This window comes from uncultured Pseudoflavonifractor sp., assembly GCF_944387805.1.
In the GTDB taxonomy this organism is placed as follows: Bacteria; Bacillota; Clostridia; order Oscillospirales; family Oscillospiraceae; genus Pseudoflavonifractor.
The window spans coordinates 19,045-35,715 of the sequence record NZ_CALXGI010000002.1; the positions used below are offsets into that span (position 1 = coordinate 19,045).

At 54.0% G+C, this 16,671-nt stretch carries 18 protein-coding genes and 1 pseudogene; 3 read left to right on the forward strand and 16 right to left on the reverse strand.

Features of this window, described 5'->3' with window-relative positions:
• Positions 1-299 precede the first annotated feature (299 nt).
• The 13 genes and pseudogenes from Q0K06_RS00835 to Q0K06_RS00895 form a co-directional block, all read right to left on the reverse strand.
• Positions 300-584 (reverse strand): annotated as a pseudogene (locus Q0K06_RS00835) (sporulation stage IV protein A); the annotation flags it as partial.
• Positions 572-2,227 carry a recombinase family protein gene (locus tag Q0K06_RS00840; RefSeq protein WP_294547316.1) on the reverse strand — a complete coding sequence of 552 codons (1,656 nt, stop codon included), beginning with the start codon at positions 2,225-2,227 and terminating at the stop codon, positions 572-574. The gene Q0K06_RS00840 and the pseudogene Q0K06_RS00835, both read right to left, overlap by 13 nt.
• Before the next feature lie 333 nt (positions 2,228-2,560).
• Entirely contained in the window at positions 2,561-2,773 is a 213-nt protein-coding gene (locus Q0K06_RS00845) for a DUF3791 domain-containing protein (RefSeq protein ID WP_294547319.1), read from the reverse strand.
• 2 nt (positions 2,774-2,775) lie between these two features.
• Positions 2,776-3,015: a hypothetical protein gene (locus Q0K06_RS00850; RefSeq protein ID WP_294547321.1), complete on the reverse strand. Its 240-nt coding sequence runs from the start codon at positions 3,013-3,015 to the stop codon at positions 2,776-2,778.
• Positions 3,015-3,506, reverse strand: a complete 492-nt coding sequence (locus Q0K06_RS00855) for a DUF3990 domain-containing protein (RefSeq protein ID WP_294547323.1) — start codon at positions 3,504-3,506, stop codon at positions 3,015-3,017. The genes Q0K06_RS00850 and Q0K06_RS00855 overlap by 1 nt, the downstream gene beginning before the upstream one ends.
• Positions 3,503-3,793, reverse strand: a complete 291-nt coding sequence (locus Q0K06_RS00860; RefSeq protein ID WP_294547325.1) for a hypothetical protein — start codon at positions 3,791-3,793, stop codon at positions 3,503-3,505. Before Q0K06_RS00860 ends, Q0K06_RS00855 begins: the two co-directional genes overlap by 4 nt.
• A gap of 547 nt (positions 3,794-4,340) precedes the next feature.
• Complete coding sequence (locus Q0K06_RS00865; protein WP_294547327.1) at positions 4,341-4,910, reverse strand: recombinase family protein; 570 nt, start codon at positions 4,908-4,910, stop codon at positions 4,341-4,343.
• A 314-nt stretch (positions 4,911-5,224) separates the two neighbouring features.
• On the reverse strand, positions 5,225-6,169 hold the full coding sequence (locus Q0K06_RS00870) for a class II glutamine amidotransferase (RefSeq protein ID WP_294547330.1): 945 nt from the start codon (positions 6,167-6,169) through the stop codon (positions 5,225-5,227).
• Positions 6,169-7,293, reverse strand: a complete 1,125-nt coding sequence (locus tag Q0K06_RS00875) for an amidoligase family protein (protein WP_294547333.1) — start codon at positions 7,291-7,293, stop codon at positions 6,169-6,171. The genes Q0K06_RS00870 and Q0K06_RS00875 overlap by 1 nt, the downstream gene beginning before the upstream one ends.
• Before the next feature lie 19 nt (positions 7,294-7,312).
• Positions 7,313-8,020, reverse strand: a complete 708-nt coding sequence (locus Q0K06_RS00880) for a hypothetical protein (protein ID WP_294547336.1) — start codon at positions 8,018-8,020, stop codon at positions 7,313-7,315.
• Positions 8,021-8,079: 59 nt separating this feature from the next.
• Complete coding sequence (locus Q0K06_RS00885; protein WP_294547338.1) at positions 8,080-8,340, reverse strand: hypothetical protein; 261 nt, start codon at positions 8,338-8,340, stop codon at positions 8,080-8,082.
• Complete coding sequence (locus tag Q0K06_RS00890; RefSeq protein ID WP_294547341.1) at positions 8,337-8,678, reverse strand: DUF3846 domain-containing protein; 342 nt, start codon at positions 8,676-8,678, stop codon at positions 8,337-8,339. Before Q0K06_RS00890 ends, Q0K06_RS00885 begins: the two co-directional genes overlap by 4 nt.
• Positions 8,679-8,811: 133 nt before the next feature.
• Complete coding sequence (locus Q0K06_RS00895) at positions 8,812-11,580, reverse strand: hypothetical protein (RefSeq protein WP_294547344.1); 2,769 nt, start codon at positions 11,578-11,580, stop codon at positions 8,812-8,814.
• 148 nt (positions 11,581-11,728) lie between these two features.
• On the opposite strand from Q0K06_RS00895, the gene Q0K06_RS00900 reads away from it, so the two are divergent.
• On the forward strand, positions 11,729-12,073 hold the full coding sequence (locus tag Q0K06_RS00900; RefSeq protein ID WP_294547346.1) for a helix-turn-helix transcriptional regulator: 345 nt from the start codon (positions 11,729-11,731) through the stop codon (positions 12,071-12,073).
• A 167-nt stretch (positions 12,074-12,240) separates the two neighbouring features.
• On the opposite strand, the gene Q0K06_RS00905 is transcribed toward Q0K06_RS00900, so the two are convergent.
• The gene (locus Q0K06_RS00905) at positions 12,241-12,792 is read right to left on the reverse strand and encodes a flavodoxin family protein (RefSeq protein ID WP_294547349.1); all 552 of its coding nucleotides are present in this window, start codon (positions 12,790-12,792) and stop codon (positions 12,241-12,243) included.
• A gap of 18 nt (positions 12,793-12,810) precedes the next feature.
• Positions 12,811-13,356: a flavodoxin family protein gene (locus tag Q0K06_RS00910; RefSeq protein ID WP_294547352.1), complete on the reverse strand. Its 546-nt coding sequence runs from the start codon at positions 13,354-13,356 to the stop codon at positions 12,811-12,813.
• Between the two features lie 126 nt (positions 13,357-13,482).
• On the opposite strand from Q0K06_RS00910, the gene Q0K06_RS00915 reads away from it, so the two are divergent.
• Together Q0K06_RS00915 and Q0K06_RS00920 are read left to right on the forward strand one after the other, a co-directional pair.
• Positions 13,483-13,815 (forward strand): winged helix-turn-helix transcriptional regulator, encoded by a 333-nt coding sequence (locus Q0K06_RS00915; protein ID WP_294547355.1) that lies wholly within the window; start codon positions 13,483-13,485, stop codon positions 13,813-13,815.
• A 534-nt stretch (positions 13,816-14,349) separates the two neighbouring features.
• Positions 14,350-15,117 (forward strand): hypothetical protein, encoded by a 768-nt coding sequence (locus Q0K06_RS00920; protein ID WP_294547358.1) that lies wholly within the window; start codon positions 14,350-14,352, stop codon positions 15,115-15,117.
• A 653-nt stretch (positions 15,118-15,770) separates the two neighbouring features.
• On the opposite strand, the gene Q0K06_RS00925 is transcribed toward Q0K06_RS00920, so the two are convergent.
• Positions 15,771-16,430: a hypothetical protein gene (locus tag Q0K06_RS00925; RefSeq protein WP_294547360.1), complete on the reverse strand. Its 660-nt coding sequence runs from the start codon at positions 16,428-16,430 to the stop codon at positions 15,771-15,773.
• Positions 16,431-16,671: the final 241 nt, after the last annotated feature.

The following is a 16,671-nucleotide window of genomic DNA, read 5'->3' on the forward strand; positions in this document are numbered from 1 at the left end:
TGCCCACTTCCTGGAACTCGCCCGGAAGTACAAGGTCAATTACTTGCTGATAGAAACTGAATATAACATAACCATTGACTTATAATGGAAACTATTGTTTTCGAGGATAAATACTCAGGATATGATGTAAATTCTGGAACATTTAAGAGGCGCTTTCTGAAGTCTATCGCTTAGTTTTCTCCCTTATCTGGCTCCGTTTTGGCCGGTTAATAATATAACCGGCCAAAACGGAGCCAGGAGAAACAATAGAAAACACCGGACAGGATGTTACTCTGTCCGGTGCTTTCTATTGTTTCTTTTTACAGGATGATGCAGATAAGGCCGCCGGAGCCCTCATTGATGATACGGGTCAGGGTCTCCTGGAGCTTACTCCGGGCATCCTCCGGCATGCGGAGTAGTTTAGTATGAAGGTCCTCACTGACCAGTTCGTGGAACGATTTCCCAAATATATTGGACTGCCAGATAGCGCTGGTATCTCCCTCAAACTCCTGAAGCAGGAAATTGACCATCTCTTCCGACTGCTTCTCGTTGCCTACAATGGGAGAGACTTCGGTCTCGATATCGGCTCGGATCATATGTATTGCCTGGTACAAACAGAAGTCCGTCCGCGCCCTCTCCGGATGGTAAACTGCTCTTCCTCAGAGATTGCTTTCAGATAGACGGAAACATGAATCTCGTTTTTCTTATTCCCTTCCTGGGGGTGTACTTCAATATGGTCTAAAAGCGTATCGATCACCCCGATAGAAAAACCATTGGTGAAATCTAATTCCTTCGTAATGGCCTGCCGCAGCACATCAATGGATTGCAGCATCTCCCGATTCTTTGACTGCTCCTGCTCCAGCTCGTCGAGGCGAAGGCGCAGCCTGTCAATTTCCTCGTTGAAACGGCTGTTGCGCTGGGTAAACTCCTCATCGGAAATATGTCCCCCGACACTCAGGTCAAGGAGCTTATCCTTTCTCTTTAGGATTCCCTCGATATTGACCTTGCATTTGGCAATGTCCTCTTCGGTCTTGCTCCCGTTTCCAATGGAAGTATAAAGCTGAATTAAGTCATGAATGACATCTGTCTTGTTGAGCGACAGCTCTTCCAGCACCTGACGCATGATAGTGTCTAACTCAGAAGTATAGAGGACAGGGGCCGAGCACCCTTCCCTCCCCTTTCGGCTGTACTCCTGGCACTGCCATATCTCCTTGTTTCCGCTCTTATACCGGTAGAGAGAACGGTAGTACGGCAGCTTGTGAATGCCGCAGATAATCTTTCCGCTGTACGGGTAGCGGTTTTGATAGCCTGTCTTGTCCTCTGCGCTCTGCTTGACAGATCGCTTTTCCAGAATCCAATTGGCCTTGTCCCACAATTCCTCTGAAACAATGGCAGGAACGACCTGCCCGGTTTCATCTTTATACATGACCCAGTCCTCCGGGTCGAACACTTTCACATCTTTTGTGCGGTAGTCCAGCTTGCTGGTCTTTCTGCCGCAGTAATACCCCTTATATTTGGGGTTTGACAGGATTCCCCGAATCGTGCTGAAAGAGAAGTCGTTGCCCCGGGTGTTTTTATACCCCATGCTGGAGAGGTGCTGCGCAATCCCGCGGATCCCAAGCCGCTCATTGGCGTAGAGATTAAAAATCGTGCGGACAACCGCAGCCTCTTCCTCATTGATGACCAGGCGGCCGTCCTTCTTTTCATAGCCCCAGATTTTATTGTTCCCCAGCACAACGCCATTTTCAATGGCGCGCTTAAAGCCGAATTTCACACGCTCCGATATTTTCCGCACCTCATCCTGGGCGATGCTGGACATAAGGGTTAACCGGAGCTCCGCATCAGGCATAAGGGTATTGATGTTATCCGATTCAAACAGGACCCCAACGCCATAGCGCAGCAGATCCTGCGTGTATTTGATACTGTCCAGGGTGTTGCGTGAAAAACGGGAAATTTCTTTTGTTAAAATGAAATCAAAGTGGCCTGCCTCCGCGTCCTGTACCATCCGAAGAAAGTTTTCCCGCTTTCCGACCGTTGTACCGCTGATGCCCTCGTCAACGTAGCCCTCTACAAACACCCACTGGGGATTGCGCTGGATATACTCCGTATAATAGCGAACCTGAGCCGCCAGAGAATGAAGCTGCTCATCCTTGTCTGTAGATACGCGGGCATAGTAGGTCACTCTCAGAGGAAGATCATAAATACTTTTTCCTGCGTTGAGCGCAGCACGAATATCATATAAGTCCAATGAACGCCCTCCTTTAACTTCTGTTTGTTCCATTATAAAATCAATTTATGCGGTAGTCAATGGGCATTTTCAATCTTAGAAGAGGCTATAAAAAGACCAACTAGTTCTCCAATTATATTGACTATTGTACAAAGGCATAAAAAATACAGCCCCTCTATATCGCCGTTGATTAGCTGTCCCATGTGGGAGTAACTGGCTATATAAAGCCTGCTATGCTCTTTTCAGATATGGAAAAAGCCGACTGGATTGCTTACTCCAATCGGCCTTTGCAGCATATGCTTTGCGTTTTATGTGCAGATATGAATGGGAAATGTGCCGGTTCAGACAGCAGTATTAGGCCATAGCGGGTTTCCTTGCCTCAATATAGAGGTCAATGTCCTCCACAATATAATTGGCTCCCGTGGTGTGCAGGGCTTCAAAGCAGGAATACACATAGTCCCATACACGGTAACGGGTAAAGAGTTCCGCCACCTGCTTGCCCGTCAAATGCTTGGCGTTTTTATAGGTCTCCACGCAATAAATAAGGAAGTCTCCTTGCCTGCTCATATTCATACCTCCTCCGGTATCTCAAAGTTCCCTGTCTTTTTTTCTTCGTCATACATGTTAAATAAGGTAAGCGGGCTGAAATGCCACAATTTGGTGTCCTCCTGCTCCAGCAAAGAATATACCTTGGATTCATAAAATTCTCTGGACGCAGCCACTTCATCCATGGGGTAGTTCTCACAAATCAACTGAACAACCTGGGGAACCAATAAAGTTAAAATTGCTTCAAACTTTTTATCCGCCATCAAAATTCCTCCTCTGGTACTGTACCGACAAACCGCAGATAGGACAGCGCTTTTTCCGTTGTCAACACCAACTGATTATATAGCTTCTTGATTTTGAGCTGTTCCAGGGTCTGTTCCTTGGTTAACACGCCAGCGGTATAGAGGGTAAATGTGCGGTATACATCATCATTGGCAACTGGCCCAAAGATAAAATCATAGGCTTCACCTTCATAATTGCCAGATCGGTTATCCGATACAAAATCCAGCCATGCTTCTCCCGGCTCATCAAAACGCAGGACAGAGCACTCTGAAAAAGCGATATTCTCGTCAATCTCATAAATGCTGACTTCCCTTTGGCCGTCTTTCCGGCGCTTCGCCACCTTATCCGCAAAGCTGATTGCCTGAGCCTTATTGGTTGTGGTATAAAAGCCAAATCCAAAATCCAAAAATCGATTTTGCTGGATCAGCTTGGGTTCCGATACAACCAGATTGCTGCCATGATATAAAATCATAATTGTCCCTCCAATGCTTTCTCTGCAATCGCACGTTCCTCCCGCAAAGACCGGATCATCGTTTCGATATGCCTTCGTTTTTCCACCTGCTCCCGCACTGTCTCCACATCTTTTTGCGGAATGTACTTGGAAATTACCCGTTTCCCATCACGGTACTTCAGATAAAAGTAGGTGGACTGCCCGGCCTTTTTTTCAGAAATGGTGCCTTTGGGGAGTGTTTCCAATTCCTCCTGGTATTTTGCCAGCATACGGTCAATGCGTTCTCTCTCCTGCAAGATAGTGCTCAAAATCAAATTCATCCTCTTCACCCATCTCCATTATACACAACAAAATCAAAAAATCAATGTCATGTTGTGTATCCCAATGAGAGATATTTTTTAGTATGTAAAAACGGTGCGGATCGCTCCGCACCGTTTCAAAGGGCTATTCCATTTTGAAAGTGCCGATCTTCTTCAGATGCTATCAATATATTTTAGATGTGATACAGTTGTTATTTCCTTCCGAGATCTTTGCGGCATTAACATCTCTCACCCTATATCTTCTGCTACTACACTCTTTTCTCTACAATCTTTAATTTTGCCTGCTCGTACAGTTCCCGGCTGATCTCCCCTTTTAAGTACAAGTTTTCGTTTATTTGCAGCATAATTTCATGGATTAACGCACTTCTCACTGGTCCTGACATCACATCCCCTCCATGGGACAACTATATGATTTCCACGTTTTTCCTATGCGTAGCTAGGCCCAGGTCAAGGATAAAGCAATCAGTATGAGAGAGCTTCTGTTCGGATGCCCTCCGCCAGCTCCGCCTCCTCTGGGTGTATTCTCCCCCCGCCGTCATGGGGAGGACTGTCCCTTTGACAGATACCGGTAGAGGGTGGCCTTCTTGATGCCGGTCAGCTCCTCAATCTCCGTCACCGTGTGCTGTCCTGTCTCATAGAGCTTCAAGGCCTGCCGGAGCTTGCGCTGGTCGCAGCGGGGCCGCCCGCCCTTTCTGCCGCGGGCCCTGGCCGCCCGGAGGCCCTCCCGGGTTCTCTCCGCTATCACGTCCCTCTCGAACTGGGCCAGAGCCGACATCAGGGTGAAGAGCAGCCTGCCGGTGGGGGTGCCCGTATCGATCTGCTCCTTCAGGCTCACCAGCTGCACCTCCTTTTTCTCCATCAGCTCCACCAGCTCCATCAGGTCCTTGGTGCTCCTGCCCAGGCGGGACAGGGACTCCACGATAACGGTATCACCCGGCGCCAGGTGGGAGAGCATCCTGTTCAGCTCCGGCCTGTCCCGCCTGGCGCCGGTCATCTTCTCCTGAAACACAATCTCCGCCCCCTGCTGGCGGAGCATATCCAACTGCCGCTCCAGATTCTGGTCGGCAGTGGACACCCTGGCATATCCGATCTTCTGATGCTTCACCGCTTTATCACCTCCGGTTTCATAAACGCATGGCAAATGAGAACTGGATTTTGAGACGGGTTTTGGGACCGAAACGGCGGGGAAAAGGGGCGCTTCTGCGCCTCTCCCGCCGCCGTTCCAGAAACGAAGGTTATTGCGGCGGGCCTGTCCCAGCCAGCGTACCGCCTCCTGTGGGGATGAAAACTCCTCTGTCCATGCGTGTCCGGTGGAATTGTCCACCGCAACCCAGACCTTCCCCTCATGGGCGAGGAACAGCCCTCTGGGCCTGCGGGTTTGGATCACCCCGCGCAGCCGGGCCGCATGGACCAGCGCTGTCACATGCACGGCAGGCCGTCCATTTCCCAGCCGTACAGCGCCTCCTCAATTTCGTCGGTGGTCCAGCCCTCGTCCAGCATGTCGTCGATCTCCTCGCCGGAATAGCCCAGGGAAGAGGCGATGCTTTTCAGCTCCAGGAGATAGGGGTCCTCCTGCCGGCCGCAGGCCGGGTGGCGCAGATGGCTGCCCCGGCGGCTGAAATACCAGCCGGCGAAACCGTCCGCCCCAAGGTCGAAGCGCTGGGACAGCCTGCCCCCCTCGGGCGTAATGGACAGAATCTCCCCGCTGTCCACCGGGACCTGGACGGACGCTTCCCGTCCCAGCCAGGTCTTCTCCAGCGCGCGGTGCAAAATCTCCCAGGTGGAGGCGTACACATAGAGCCCCAGCCTTGGGAAGTGCTCCAGACACAGGGGGTTGCTCCCCCTGACAAAGTAGAAATTGTCTTTATCGTCCAGCAGGGTAAAGACAAAAGAGCCCTCCACCGACTCCGCCATGTATTTCAGGCTGTCCGGTGTGAGGGCTCTCTGCTGTTCAATGAGCTGGACCGCCACATAGCTGTCCGTCTCAATGCCGGTCCTGGGCAGCTTCCGCTCTCGCTGGAGGGCGCGGTCGTTATAGAGGACCCCGTTGTGGGCCAGCGCAAACCGCGTTCCGGGCACTTTCCCGGCAAAGGGGTGGTTATTCCGGTTGCGTTTCGCCTTCCCCTGGGTGGTCATGCGGCTGTGCCCCATAATTGCATGCGCGTCCTCCGGTATGAAGAAGTTCAGCTGATGGGCCGGGCCGGGGCGCTTGTAAATCCGCAGGCTGCCGCCGGAGTTGTAGGCAATCCCCGCGGCGTCGGTGCCCCTGGCCTCGCTTTCCAGGGCCAGAGCGCGGACGAGCCGTCCTTTCTGCCGGCCGGTAAGGCGGCCGCCGCAGTCAAGAAGTCCAAACAGACAGCACATCAGTTCTCCGCCTCCCCTTCCACCGGCTCGTTGACGTACAGACGCCGCTCTTTGAGATACTGCACCAGCTCCGGGCGCCGCTCCGCCGGGATGCCGCTCACAAAGGAGGTCCAGGGGATGGCCTTCAGCTCCCCGTCAGAGAGGGAGACCGCCATGTCGCAGAGCTGATCCAGCAGCTCCAGGGCGGCGAAGATGGTGTTGGGCTTCAGGGTGCCCCGGAACATGCGGAACTCCACCGTATCGGCGTTCTGGAGGTTGACGCAGGTGTAGCGGCCCCCGTGGTAGCCCTTCTTGGCGAAGTCCAGAATCTCCATGGGCTGCTCCTTGTAGCCGTATCGGGCTGCCCACCGCTCCAGCTGCCGGGGCGTCCGGCGGCTGAATTTCAGCAGCTCCTCCCAGTGCCTCTCAAAGAAGTAGAGCACCCGGGCGATGGCGGCCTCCTGGGCCGCCTCCGTCTCCCCAAAGGCGCTGCGGCTCACGTGGATGTGGAGGCCGCAGGTGGAGGTCCGGTGGCTGAGGTAGCCCAGGGAGACCGCCTTGCGGCACAGCGCCTCCCAGGGCATCTCACGCAGGTGGTACTCCAGGCTCATGGGGTGGGTGACAATCTCCAGACCGTCGTCCAGGGAGCCGTCGTGCTTGATGTAGGCGCAGTCGCCGTTCCGGTTGGCGATGTTCAGAAGGGCAAGGGCGTGAGACGCACGTTCACCCGCACCGTCAATTTCCAGCTCCACGCCGAAGAACCGGGGCCCTTCCCCGTGGAAGACGGCCTTCGGCTTGTAGTAATAGTGATGGATGCTCTGGTCTTTATCCAGGGCGGCATAGCACTGGCTGCAATAGGGGCGCTCGTCATATTCATCGGATGATTCATAGTAGGCCTGGTCCTCCCGCAGCTGACGCCCGCACCGGCAGCAGCTGGTGTAATTGTCATCGTAGCAGTCCTGGCACAGGGGCTCGTCCCGGCTGCCCGCGTTGTCGTCTGACCATATCCGCCCCCCGCACTCCACGCAGAGGACGGTGTGGGCATCCAGACAATCCGCACATAAATTCTGGCCGTCAAATTCGGCGCGCTCATCCCATGGCCGCTCGTGGCCGCAGATGTCGCAGACAAAGGTGCGTTCTGACATGATAATCTTCCTCCGATTTCTAGTTGTTGGCCCGGTCCAGCAGCTCCCGCAGGATGGGAAGCTTGGCCTGTACCGGGGCGGTGATATGCCTGCCGATGCTGATGGCCGCCTGGGCGTCGAAGGCTCTCTGGAAGGCCGCAAGCTGGCTGCCCGCGTCCTCCTCCATCTGCCCGATGGCGGGCAGAATGTTATAGCCGTGGCGGATGAACGCCCTGGCCGCCAGCTTCAGCAGCCCATCCTCCGACTCTGAGGGGTCGTAGCGCATATATTCGGCGCAGCTGAAGTAACGGGCCACATCCGGCAGAGGATAAGCGGCGGCAAGCTCTGCATTGACCCGCTCCATATCCCGGAACACCTGCTCCGGTGTGAGCAGGGCGCCGATGCGGTTGACCAGGGCGGCGGTATCCCGGGTACGGCAGCGGCCCAGGGCCTCCCGCAGCTCGGACAGACGGCCGTTCAGGGCGGCCTGGAACCGGAGCAGGAAGCTGTCCGGCGAGCGGGAGTCCGTATAGCGCCAAACCTTCTGTTCCGCCTGCCGGTACAGGTCCCCCAGGAGCTTCTCCGCCTCCCATACGGCGGCCAGCTTGGTGGGCAGCCCCTCCTCCCAGGTATAGGGCAGGCGCTGCCATTTGTCGCAGTCCAGGAACACATGGGGGAACAGCGCATGGGAACCGCAGCGGTCCAGGCCGCGCACCAGGTCCTGTACTCTGGCAAATCGTTTGTCCATGAACACCTCCAGTCATGAGAAAAGCCCCAGGGTCTCCCCCGGGGCTTCCGTTTTGAAATTCAATCCTCCGGCAGGTCCGCCTGATAGGCCAGCACGTCCAGGGCCAATAAAACGGCTTGGCAGAAGCCCTCCCGGAAGGCGGCCTCCATCACGGACCGCTCCCGCCGCCCATAGGCGTCCCCCAGCTTCTCCAGCCACTGCTTTCCTGTCTCGTCCAGACAGCCGGCCAGGGCGTCGCTTGCCGCCAAGATATCGCCGATGGCGCGGCGGCTCTCCTCCCCGCCAAGCTGCCGCTCTCCGTCCAGCAGCCGCTCAATCATGGCGCAGCCTCCAGGGACAGGAGCCGGAAATAGGCCCCGTACCGGGCGGCCTGCTCCTCTGTCAGTCCGGCAAACCGACCGCTGTCTGGCGGCGCGGCGCACAGGAAGAAGGCGCCGGCAATCACGTCGTAGATTGTGCCTTCGTCAGGGTGGTAGAGGGGGCGGTTGAGTGGGAGCCCCGCCAGCTTTCCCTCGTCGTTGCAGATGAGCGCCACCGGCTCCGCAAAGGGATACACCGCCTGGATGGCGCCGCCTACCGCCTTTTGCATGGCCTCCAGAGTGTCCGGGAGTTCACAGACCCGGGGCTCCTTTCCCGGCTCTACCAGCAATACTCTCATGGGGATCTCCTCCTGAATATAGAGATAGCCCACCGGCGCGGATGCCGCGCCGGTGGGCTTCACAGATATAATTTATATTCGGAGTTCCTCCGTGGCCGGAAGCGGGCATTCCCGGCCTCCAACAGGAGGCCCCTCAGAACTCTGGGCTGAAGATGGTCGGGACCATATCCCGGCCAAAGTAAAGGTGCACGCCGGCCTCTTCGCTGTACGCCAGATAGACTGACCCGGTCTCGCTGGTCGCCGCCATTCCGGCCGGGTTGTCCAGCCGCTCTACGGACATGCTGACATTGGTCGTCTCCCCGTTGCGGGTGATGGCCACGTCCCGGAGAACCAAGCTGCCTCCGGTGTCAATCCAGGCAGAGGGACCTATTTCCACGTCGATGCTCTGGGTCTGGCCGTAGTTCCAGACTGTGTAGCTCCCGGCAGTTTCCAGCAGGAGATCCCCGGACAGCTGAACCCCGGTGCAGTCCCAGCCCGCTCCCGTCCAGTACAGGGTCAGCTCCGCCGTCATGGCGCTGGTGTCATATAGATCCGGGTCAGCGGAGCGAATCTCCCCCACCAACGCATGGACGGTCATTGGGTCGGCATCGTCTGCCTGTGTTGTGATGCTCTCCCCGTTTCCCGTGCCGACAGCTTCCGGGAGGGCCTGGCTGAGGGCGGCCAGGATGTCCTCCTGGGTAATTTGAGGCGGGAGATCCTCCCCGCCGCTGGAGTCGGAGGCGTCTGTCGTGCCGGGGTCATTCTCATGTGCGGAGAGGTAGCGGCTGGCGTCAATCCCCAGGGTAATGGCCCCGTCAAAAATACCGGCCAAATCCGTCCCATCCGGACATATAGCCTGAAATTCCTCTGTCCCTGTCTGGTCCAGAGTTCCGTCATTCCAATATACCTGGTAGTCCTCGCCCAGGTAGCGGTCAAAGCCGCTCACATCACTGTCCGGACTGGCGGAAATGGCCAGCTCCGGCGTCTGAGAAGCAACCGGTTCTTCAGGGACAGGCTCAGGCGAGGGATATGCCGTCTCCAGAGCCTCGTCCTCAACCGCCTCTGTTTCCACTGCCGCAGAAGGGATATCCCCGGCGGCGCCGGGATTAGCGCCTTCCGCCACGCCCCGCAGGATCAGCTGAGCCGCAACGGTCAGAACCGCTGCCGCCAGCAGCGCAATCAGAGCGGCGGGCACGCCCTTTTTGGGCTGGGGCAGGTCCTTCGTCAGCACGGGATGGACCACGGCTCCGTCGATGGTCAGCTCCTTCCACGGCTGATAGAGGCCGGTATACAGCATCAGGAAGACAATGCTCGCCGCGATGCAGCAGATCCCGGCTGGGAGGCCGAGATGCAGGATAAACAGCGCAGACAGGGCGAGAAACAGAAAGAGCAGCCCCGCCGCCGTGTATATCTTGGGGCGTCGGCCTCTCCGGTATATCCGTGCCTTTTCAATATTTTTGGGAGTGCAGGCGTTAAGCGCGGTGATGTATTGTTCGGAAGACGAGGTCCGCGCCCGCTCTTTGATACGGTTCAGCGTCTCCGCCACGGCGGCGGGATCTGTGATATCCGTCGCCAGATAGAGCTGATCAAAGGCTTTGCTGTCCTCCTCCGACCAGATCTCCTCTATTCGCTTCTGGAGCTTTTGGAAAAAGGGTTCTTTTGCCTCATCCGGGGCGTCATACTCCTGGATGGCCCGCTTTCTGTCGTTGCAGGCGGCCTCGTCCGCCTGCTCATACCCGGCGCAGATAGCGTCCATCTCTTCCTCCCAGATAGCTGAAATCCGCTGGCGCAGCTTCTCCAGATAGGGGGCCTTGTTCTTCTCCAAGGCGTCGTACCTCTCCACCGCCCGTACCATGGCGAGGCATGCCTCCCTGCCAGCTGTCTCATATCCACCGCACAGACGCGCAAGGCAGTCGTTCTCCAGGCGGTCCAGGGTGGCGCTGACGGGGATGCCGTACTCCTGCATGAGCTTGCGGATTCTCCCCTTGGCCCTCTGGGCGGCCTCCTCCGTCTCCCGGTCTTTCTCCGTATACTCCCGTTCCAAAATCGCCTCATATGTATCCGAGAGGTCTACACGGAAGCGCTGGGCGATGGCGCTGACGGCCGCTCTTTCTTTTGGAAAATTCACGAAGATATACTTGAGCAGTTCGACATTCCACGGCCACAGCTGCACCGCCTGCACCAGAAGCTCCACCCGCTTGTCGGGCAACTTTTTGGCATTTTCCAGCAGCGCTTCCGACCGATCAGGGTCGAAGCCGCTGCGGATACAGCCCGGCCGGCGTTCGTTGACCAGAACGATATGCGCGTCAAAAAAGGAGAGGAGCGCCTCTGAGAGCCCATCGAACAGGATTTCTCTCGTCTCTGCCCTCCCATAAAGCGCACGCTTTTCGCCAGAGGCCGTGATGCTCGATCCGGCGTTTCCCACCGCATTGACCGCACTGTGCGCCATTCCGGAGAGCAGGTTCATGCCGCCGGCCATGGCCGCGCCCTTCACAGCGCCGGAAAAGCCAAATCCGCCTCCCTGCCAGCGGCCCCGCCCGGCTTTCCGCGCCGCGCGGTACTCCTCCTCTGCCTCTTTCTTGCCCTCTATGGCGTTTACCTTCCCAGAGACGGAGCGCAGCGCGGCCTCCGCCTCCGAAAAGTCGGCACAGCACTGCCAGTACACATCCCCGCTCACGTCATAGATTCCGTACTGAGCCAGAGACTCGTAGAGAGGCCGGGACACTGCATCCTGGATAAGTTTCCTGGCGACGTTCAGGTACCCCTGCAAGACATTTTCAATCTTTCCGCAGCTGTCATACCATGCATTAAACCGCTGCTGCATCTCTTGTTCCGCCTGCCAGCCGGCGTATTGGAGGTCAAAAAAGCGCTCGGACGGGTCATCGAACGCCACTCGCTTCCCCAATAACACATACTCAACCATACTATTCTCCTCTCCGATATGCCTTCTTCGAATTATAGTCTATCAGCTTATATTTTGTATTTTATCAGATGCTTTTCCTGTTGTCTACTAGATTATAAGCTATAAGAAAACAAATAATTGTCTTACAGCTTATAAATGGAGGATGTCCATGGACAAGAAGGCATTTGGCAGCCGGCTCCGGCAGGCCCGGAAGGATCGGGGATTGACCAGCGAGAAACTCTCTGAGCTCTGCAACATCAATGCGACCTATCTCCGGCAGATCGAGGGTGGAACAAAAGTACCGAGTCTCCCGATTTTCATCAGCCTCTGTGAAGCCCTGGATGCTTCTCCAAACTCATTGCTGATAGATTCCCTCCCAGGAATTGGACTGGAGACCGTCAACGAATTGGCCTCGCTTTGGAAAGCTGCAACACCGTCCCAGATAAAGGTCGTTACTGCCATGCTGACCAGTGCGCTCAGAGTACTTCAAGAGAGTCAGACAGAAACAACATAGGCGTGCGGAGAATTCTCCGCACGCCTATGTTGTTAGGTCATTGAACGTGTGCTGAAGGGATTCTTCCTGAGAGATACTCGCATTGATGAAACCAGAGAAGTCCTGAATCCCATGCCCATGTTCACATGGGTCAAAGTATGCTCTGTTCGTGAATATTCCCACTCTGCTTATCGAATGGACGCCCCCAGATTCCAGGCCTTTTGCAGCTCCGGCTTGCCTTCGATGTCGCCGATGTCCCCGTTGCCTCCGGCCAGTACATGGCCGAGGTTCTTCCACCGCAGATGCTCCATGAGATGGTCAAAGTACAGCGTCACATCATCAAAACCGTGTCCCTCCGCCGCCATCAGCAGAGCGCAGGAACGGTCATGTCCACGAAGCAGGTTACCGTCCCCTTCCTCCAAGGCAAAGAGCCGGTCGATGGCCGTCCTGATTTGACCGCTCATGTTCCAGTAGTATAGGGGTGTCGCCAGCACGACCACATCACAGTCCCTGACCGCAGGATAGATTTTCTCCATATCGTCCTTCTGGACACAGGGACACTCCCGGCTGCTGTGTCCGCCGAAACAGCCTTTACAGCCGTGGATGTTCATTGAGTCCAGGAAAAACTCCGTCACGGTATTGCCGGCGCTTTCAGCTCCTTCGGTAAAGGCCTTGACCAGAGCGGAAGTATTCCCCTTCCGGCGGGGGCTGCCGTTTAAGATTACAATCTTCTTGCTCATAACCACTCCCCTCCTCAATCAGACGTTGTCTGCCAGCGCAGCCGCCTGCTTACAGCCGTCGGTTTTCTCAATGTCGCCGGCATTCAGCACACCAGGGATCAGCACCTCGCCTACCATATGCCATTTCAGCAGGGCGGCGCTGCGCTCAATGGGAATCCTGACGCCGTCCATGACGGACTTGTCGTCCTCCTCACAGCAGCAGATCAGGCCGCAGCCTTTCCCGGCGATATTCTTTCCCGCTACGCAGAAGGAGAACATTTTGTCGATAACCGCTTTAATCTGGGCCGGAATGGAGTACCAGTACACCGGCATGGCAAAGACCACAGCATCTGCCTCCAAAATAGCCGGAGCAATGGTGTTGAAATCATCATCAAAAGAGCAGGCTTTGCCACTCTTATAGCAGGTTTCGCAGGCATGACAGCCGCCGACATTCATCGCAGCGGCGTCAAATCGGGTGACGCTGTGCCCCTTTTCTTCCGCTGCCTGGATAAAAGCCTCCGTCATAGCAAAAGTGTTCCCGTTTTTCCGCGGACTGCCGGTGATAACAACGATTTTTTTGCTCATAGCATATTTCCTCCAATCTTCCAGGGATTGACGTTTCCCTTAGATTCTACTACAATCATAGCAAGCACAGAAAGAAAAACAAGTACGCACATTTAAGTGTGGTACTTACTTTTAGGAGAGTGTCAAATGAGCAAGAGATGTATTTCCAGTGAGTGCCTAAGTTCCACGGGCTTCAGCTACACCCTGTCCCTGATCAGCGGGAAATATAAAATGACTATCTTGTATACTCTGATGGAGTTCGGTGTGGTTCGATTCAACGAGATGAAACGGTACATCGACGGTATTTCCTATAAGACCCTCAGCTCCACTCTGAAGGAGCTGGAGGCGGATCAGCTTGTCCACCGGGAGGAATATCCCCAGATTCCCCCAAAGGTAGAATACAGCCTGACAGAGCGGGGCAGATCCCTCATCCCTATCCTGGACGGGATGTGCGAATGGGGAGAGCAAAATCGGATTTGACGAATCCACTGGCCATTGAAGCCTGATGCGAAAAATCCCCGGTGAGATACCGGGGGCATACAGGCCATGATCACCTCGCCGGTTGTCTATACACACATCATTCCGTCACAAACAGCGGTGACTCCGTCATCTACCTTAAGCGCTGTACCTTCACCGGCGATTCTCCGATCGCTTTTCTTCCCACCACGAGTATCGGCTCCGCTCCCCTGCCATCAGGAGAAAGCTGCACGGTCACGGCAGAATGTGCACCTAGCAATCGTGGCCCTGGAACCGTGGCCGCCTCCGACTGGTACTGCGACGCGGTGGCCTACGCTTATAAGAACGACCTGATGGGAGGCATCTCCCCTTCCCCTCTTCGAGCCGGATATTGCCACTACCCGGAGTATGATCGCCACCATTCTCTAGCGCCTGGAGAACTAGCCCACGGTCTCCGCCGTAGCCTTCCCCGATTAGGTACTTGTTCTGGAAGAATCGTTTGTTACAGATGAAGGGATGTGACCTAAAATAACAATAAAACGGATTATTGAAACGGAATTGGAACTGATCCTATTCTCACTTGGCTATAGAAGAGTAAATGGCGGCCAGGGATGGTATTGCTATGAGAATAACGAAACAGGAATTATCATTGATTATCACGTAGCACGTACGGCACATCGCTTTGAAAGAAGGATCGAGGTCGATTTTACGGTCCGCGATCTGAACCGGAAGCGGCTTTGCCTGGCGAATTTTCCAGGAGAATATCCCCTGACTTATGAGACTCAGGCGGAGTTGGACGGTAAATTGCGGCATACGTTTGACGCTATGGTAAATATGGCTTTGCCCTACATACAGGACATGAAGAAATATGCCGTCCCTGTACCGTGTCTAAAAGATTACCAAGCGCTTGCGGACCACCCAGAGCGACGAGCGGAACTATTTTCCTTCAAATATCATATGATACCTGACAAATCTTCTCTTATACAGCTTGATTCTATACTACAGTCAATCCGCCCGAAGAATTTATACGAACTGAAGGACTCGTTTCAAGCAAACTATGAAGATTTGATCAATATGGCGGCTTTTTACGGCATATTATTTGCAAAAAAATCCCATCACTACTGTCTGGGATGGGCTCCGCTCATACCCCAAGATGCTCCAATTTATCCCCTTATAGCACCAGAACCAGAGAGATTTTTAGTTCTTGAAATAGGCGATTATGATTCTCGACCAGGCGTAAGAGCTGATGTTCTATTGTTTGTTATTGAGGCATGGAATTACCTGGACATTAAAGGACATAGTTTTTCCTCTTTTGCACTTTTATAAAGAAGCGCCTCTAATGTTTCTCATGCCCATATATTTAATTACATTTCTGGAAGCCGGATAATCACTTAGACCAGACTTACCCAAACCTAAATACCAAATCTACCATACACAAAAAGCCGCAGTTACCCCACTCCGGGGTGGCTGCGGCTTTTTGTAGTCCGAAACCCACCGGCTATGCCGGGGGCCTATTCTGTCTCAAATCAGAACACATTAGTTGGCGCAGTTCCGGGCTTACGGATATCAGCATTATCTTAAAGTCGTCCCGCCGGGCTGTCCCTACTGCAGAAAGGGAAAAATCTGCAATGGCCAGTGGCTGTTAGACAGCACCCGCCCCCTGAGCTTTGGGCGGAGCGCAATTTTGGCGAGGGACCCGAGGAATTTATCCAGATCATTGATACGGTGTGCTTCAAGCAGATATCGCTGCAGGGATAGGGGCGCTGTATGCACCCCCAAAAGGCTCCACTTCAGGTTGGTGACATCAGAGCATGGCGAGGGACTGCTTATGTATCTTGTTTTCGTCCTCACTAAAATAGTAAAAATTTAAAACTCAACTAAAACGCCATAGTCCCCGCCCCATATCCACAAATTTCCGTTTTCCTGTAAACCTATTCCATGATGATGTCCGACTGCAGCTTGTAATGTATGCCCCATAATCAGTTCAGTTTTTTAAGAAAAGAGGATGACTTCCCGTTGCCGCATTGGCCTAAATCATTTCTTCCCAAAGAAAATAATCTTCCCCAGTAATCTTTCATTAGAATAAAGTCATTCCCGGCATATGCTTCGGAAATATTACTGGCTAACTTGATTGGGGCTCTTTCTGTTTGCTTTCTGAATTGCTTATTTATCAACGAACCGTATTTAGTACCCCCAAAAAGATACAAGTCTCCACTTTTTGTAATGGCCAATCCATAATCACAGTTTTCTGAGATGGGTAGAGACACCCTTGCAATTTCATCCATAAGAGGTGTTGGTGGGCAATAGTGGTATTGAGGCTGCGTAAAAATAGTGCCTCTCATATTATTTCCCCAGGCCCAAAGAGTTCCATCCCGCTTAATAGCTGCAGTGATTTGATTGCCACAACTTACATATGTAACAGAATCCATCAAAAGTTTGGGCTGGCAGTAATATTCTTCTGACCCAAGAAGTGTTCCGAACTCGTTATCACCCCAGCCCCAAAGAGTATGATCCTCTCTTATTGCAAAACTTTGGTATTCATTTGCATAAACGTATTGCACACCATCCATTACAAAGGTCGGAGATACCTGTTTTTGTAAACTTCCAATCCCTAGTTGGCCAAATTCATTTTTGCCCAAGCTCCATAGTTTTTTATCAGTCGTAATACATATGCAGGATGATTTATCACATTTTAGCACCGCGATTTTCTAGGTGCAACCACATAGGTAAAAAGAAAGAAAAATAATTTGAAACAAAAAGAAAAAGGGCGAACGGGGAGAAAGTAGCGTAACCGGGCAAAACAGGAATCCTCCGGCCTATTAAGGCCGGAGGATGAAGCGTTACTGTCCGTAGTACCTGGCCAGAAGGGCGGCGCAGCCC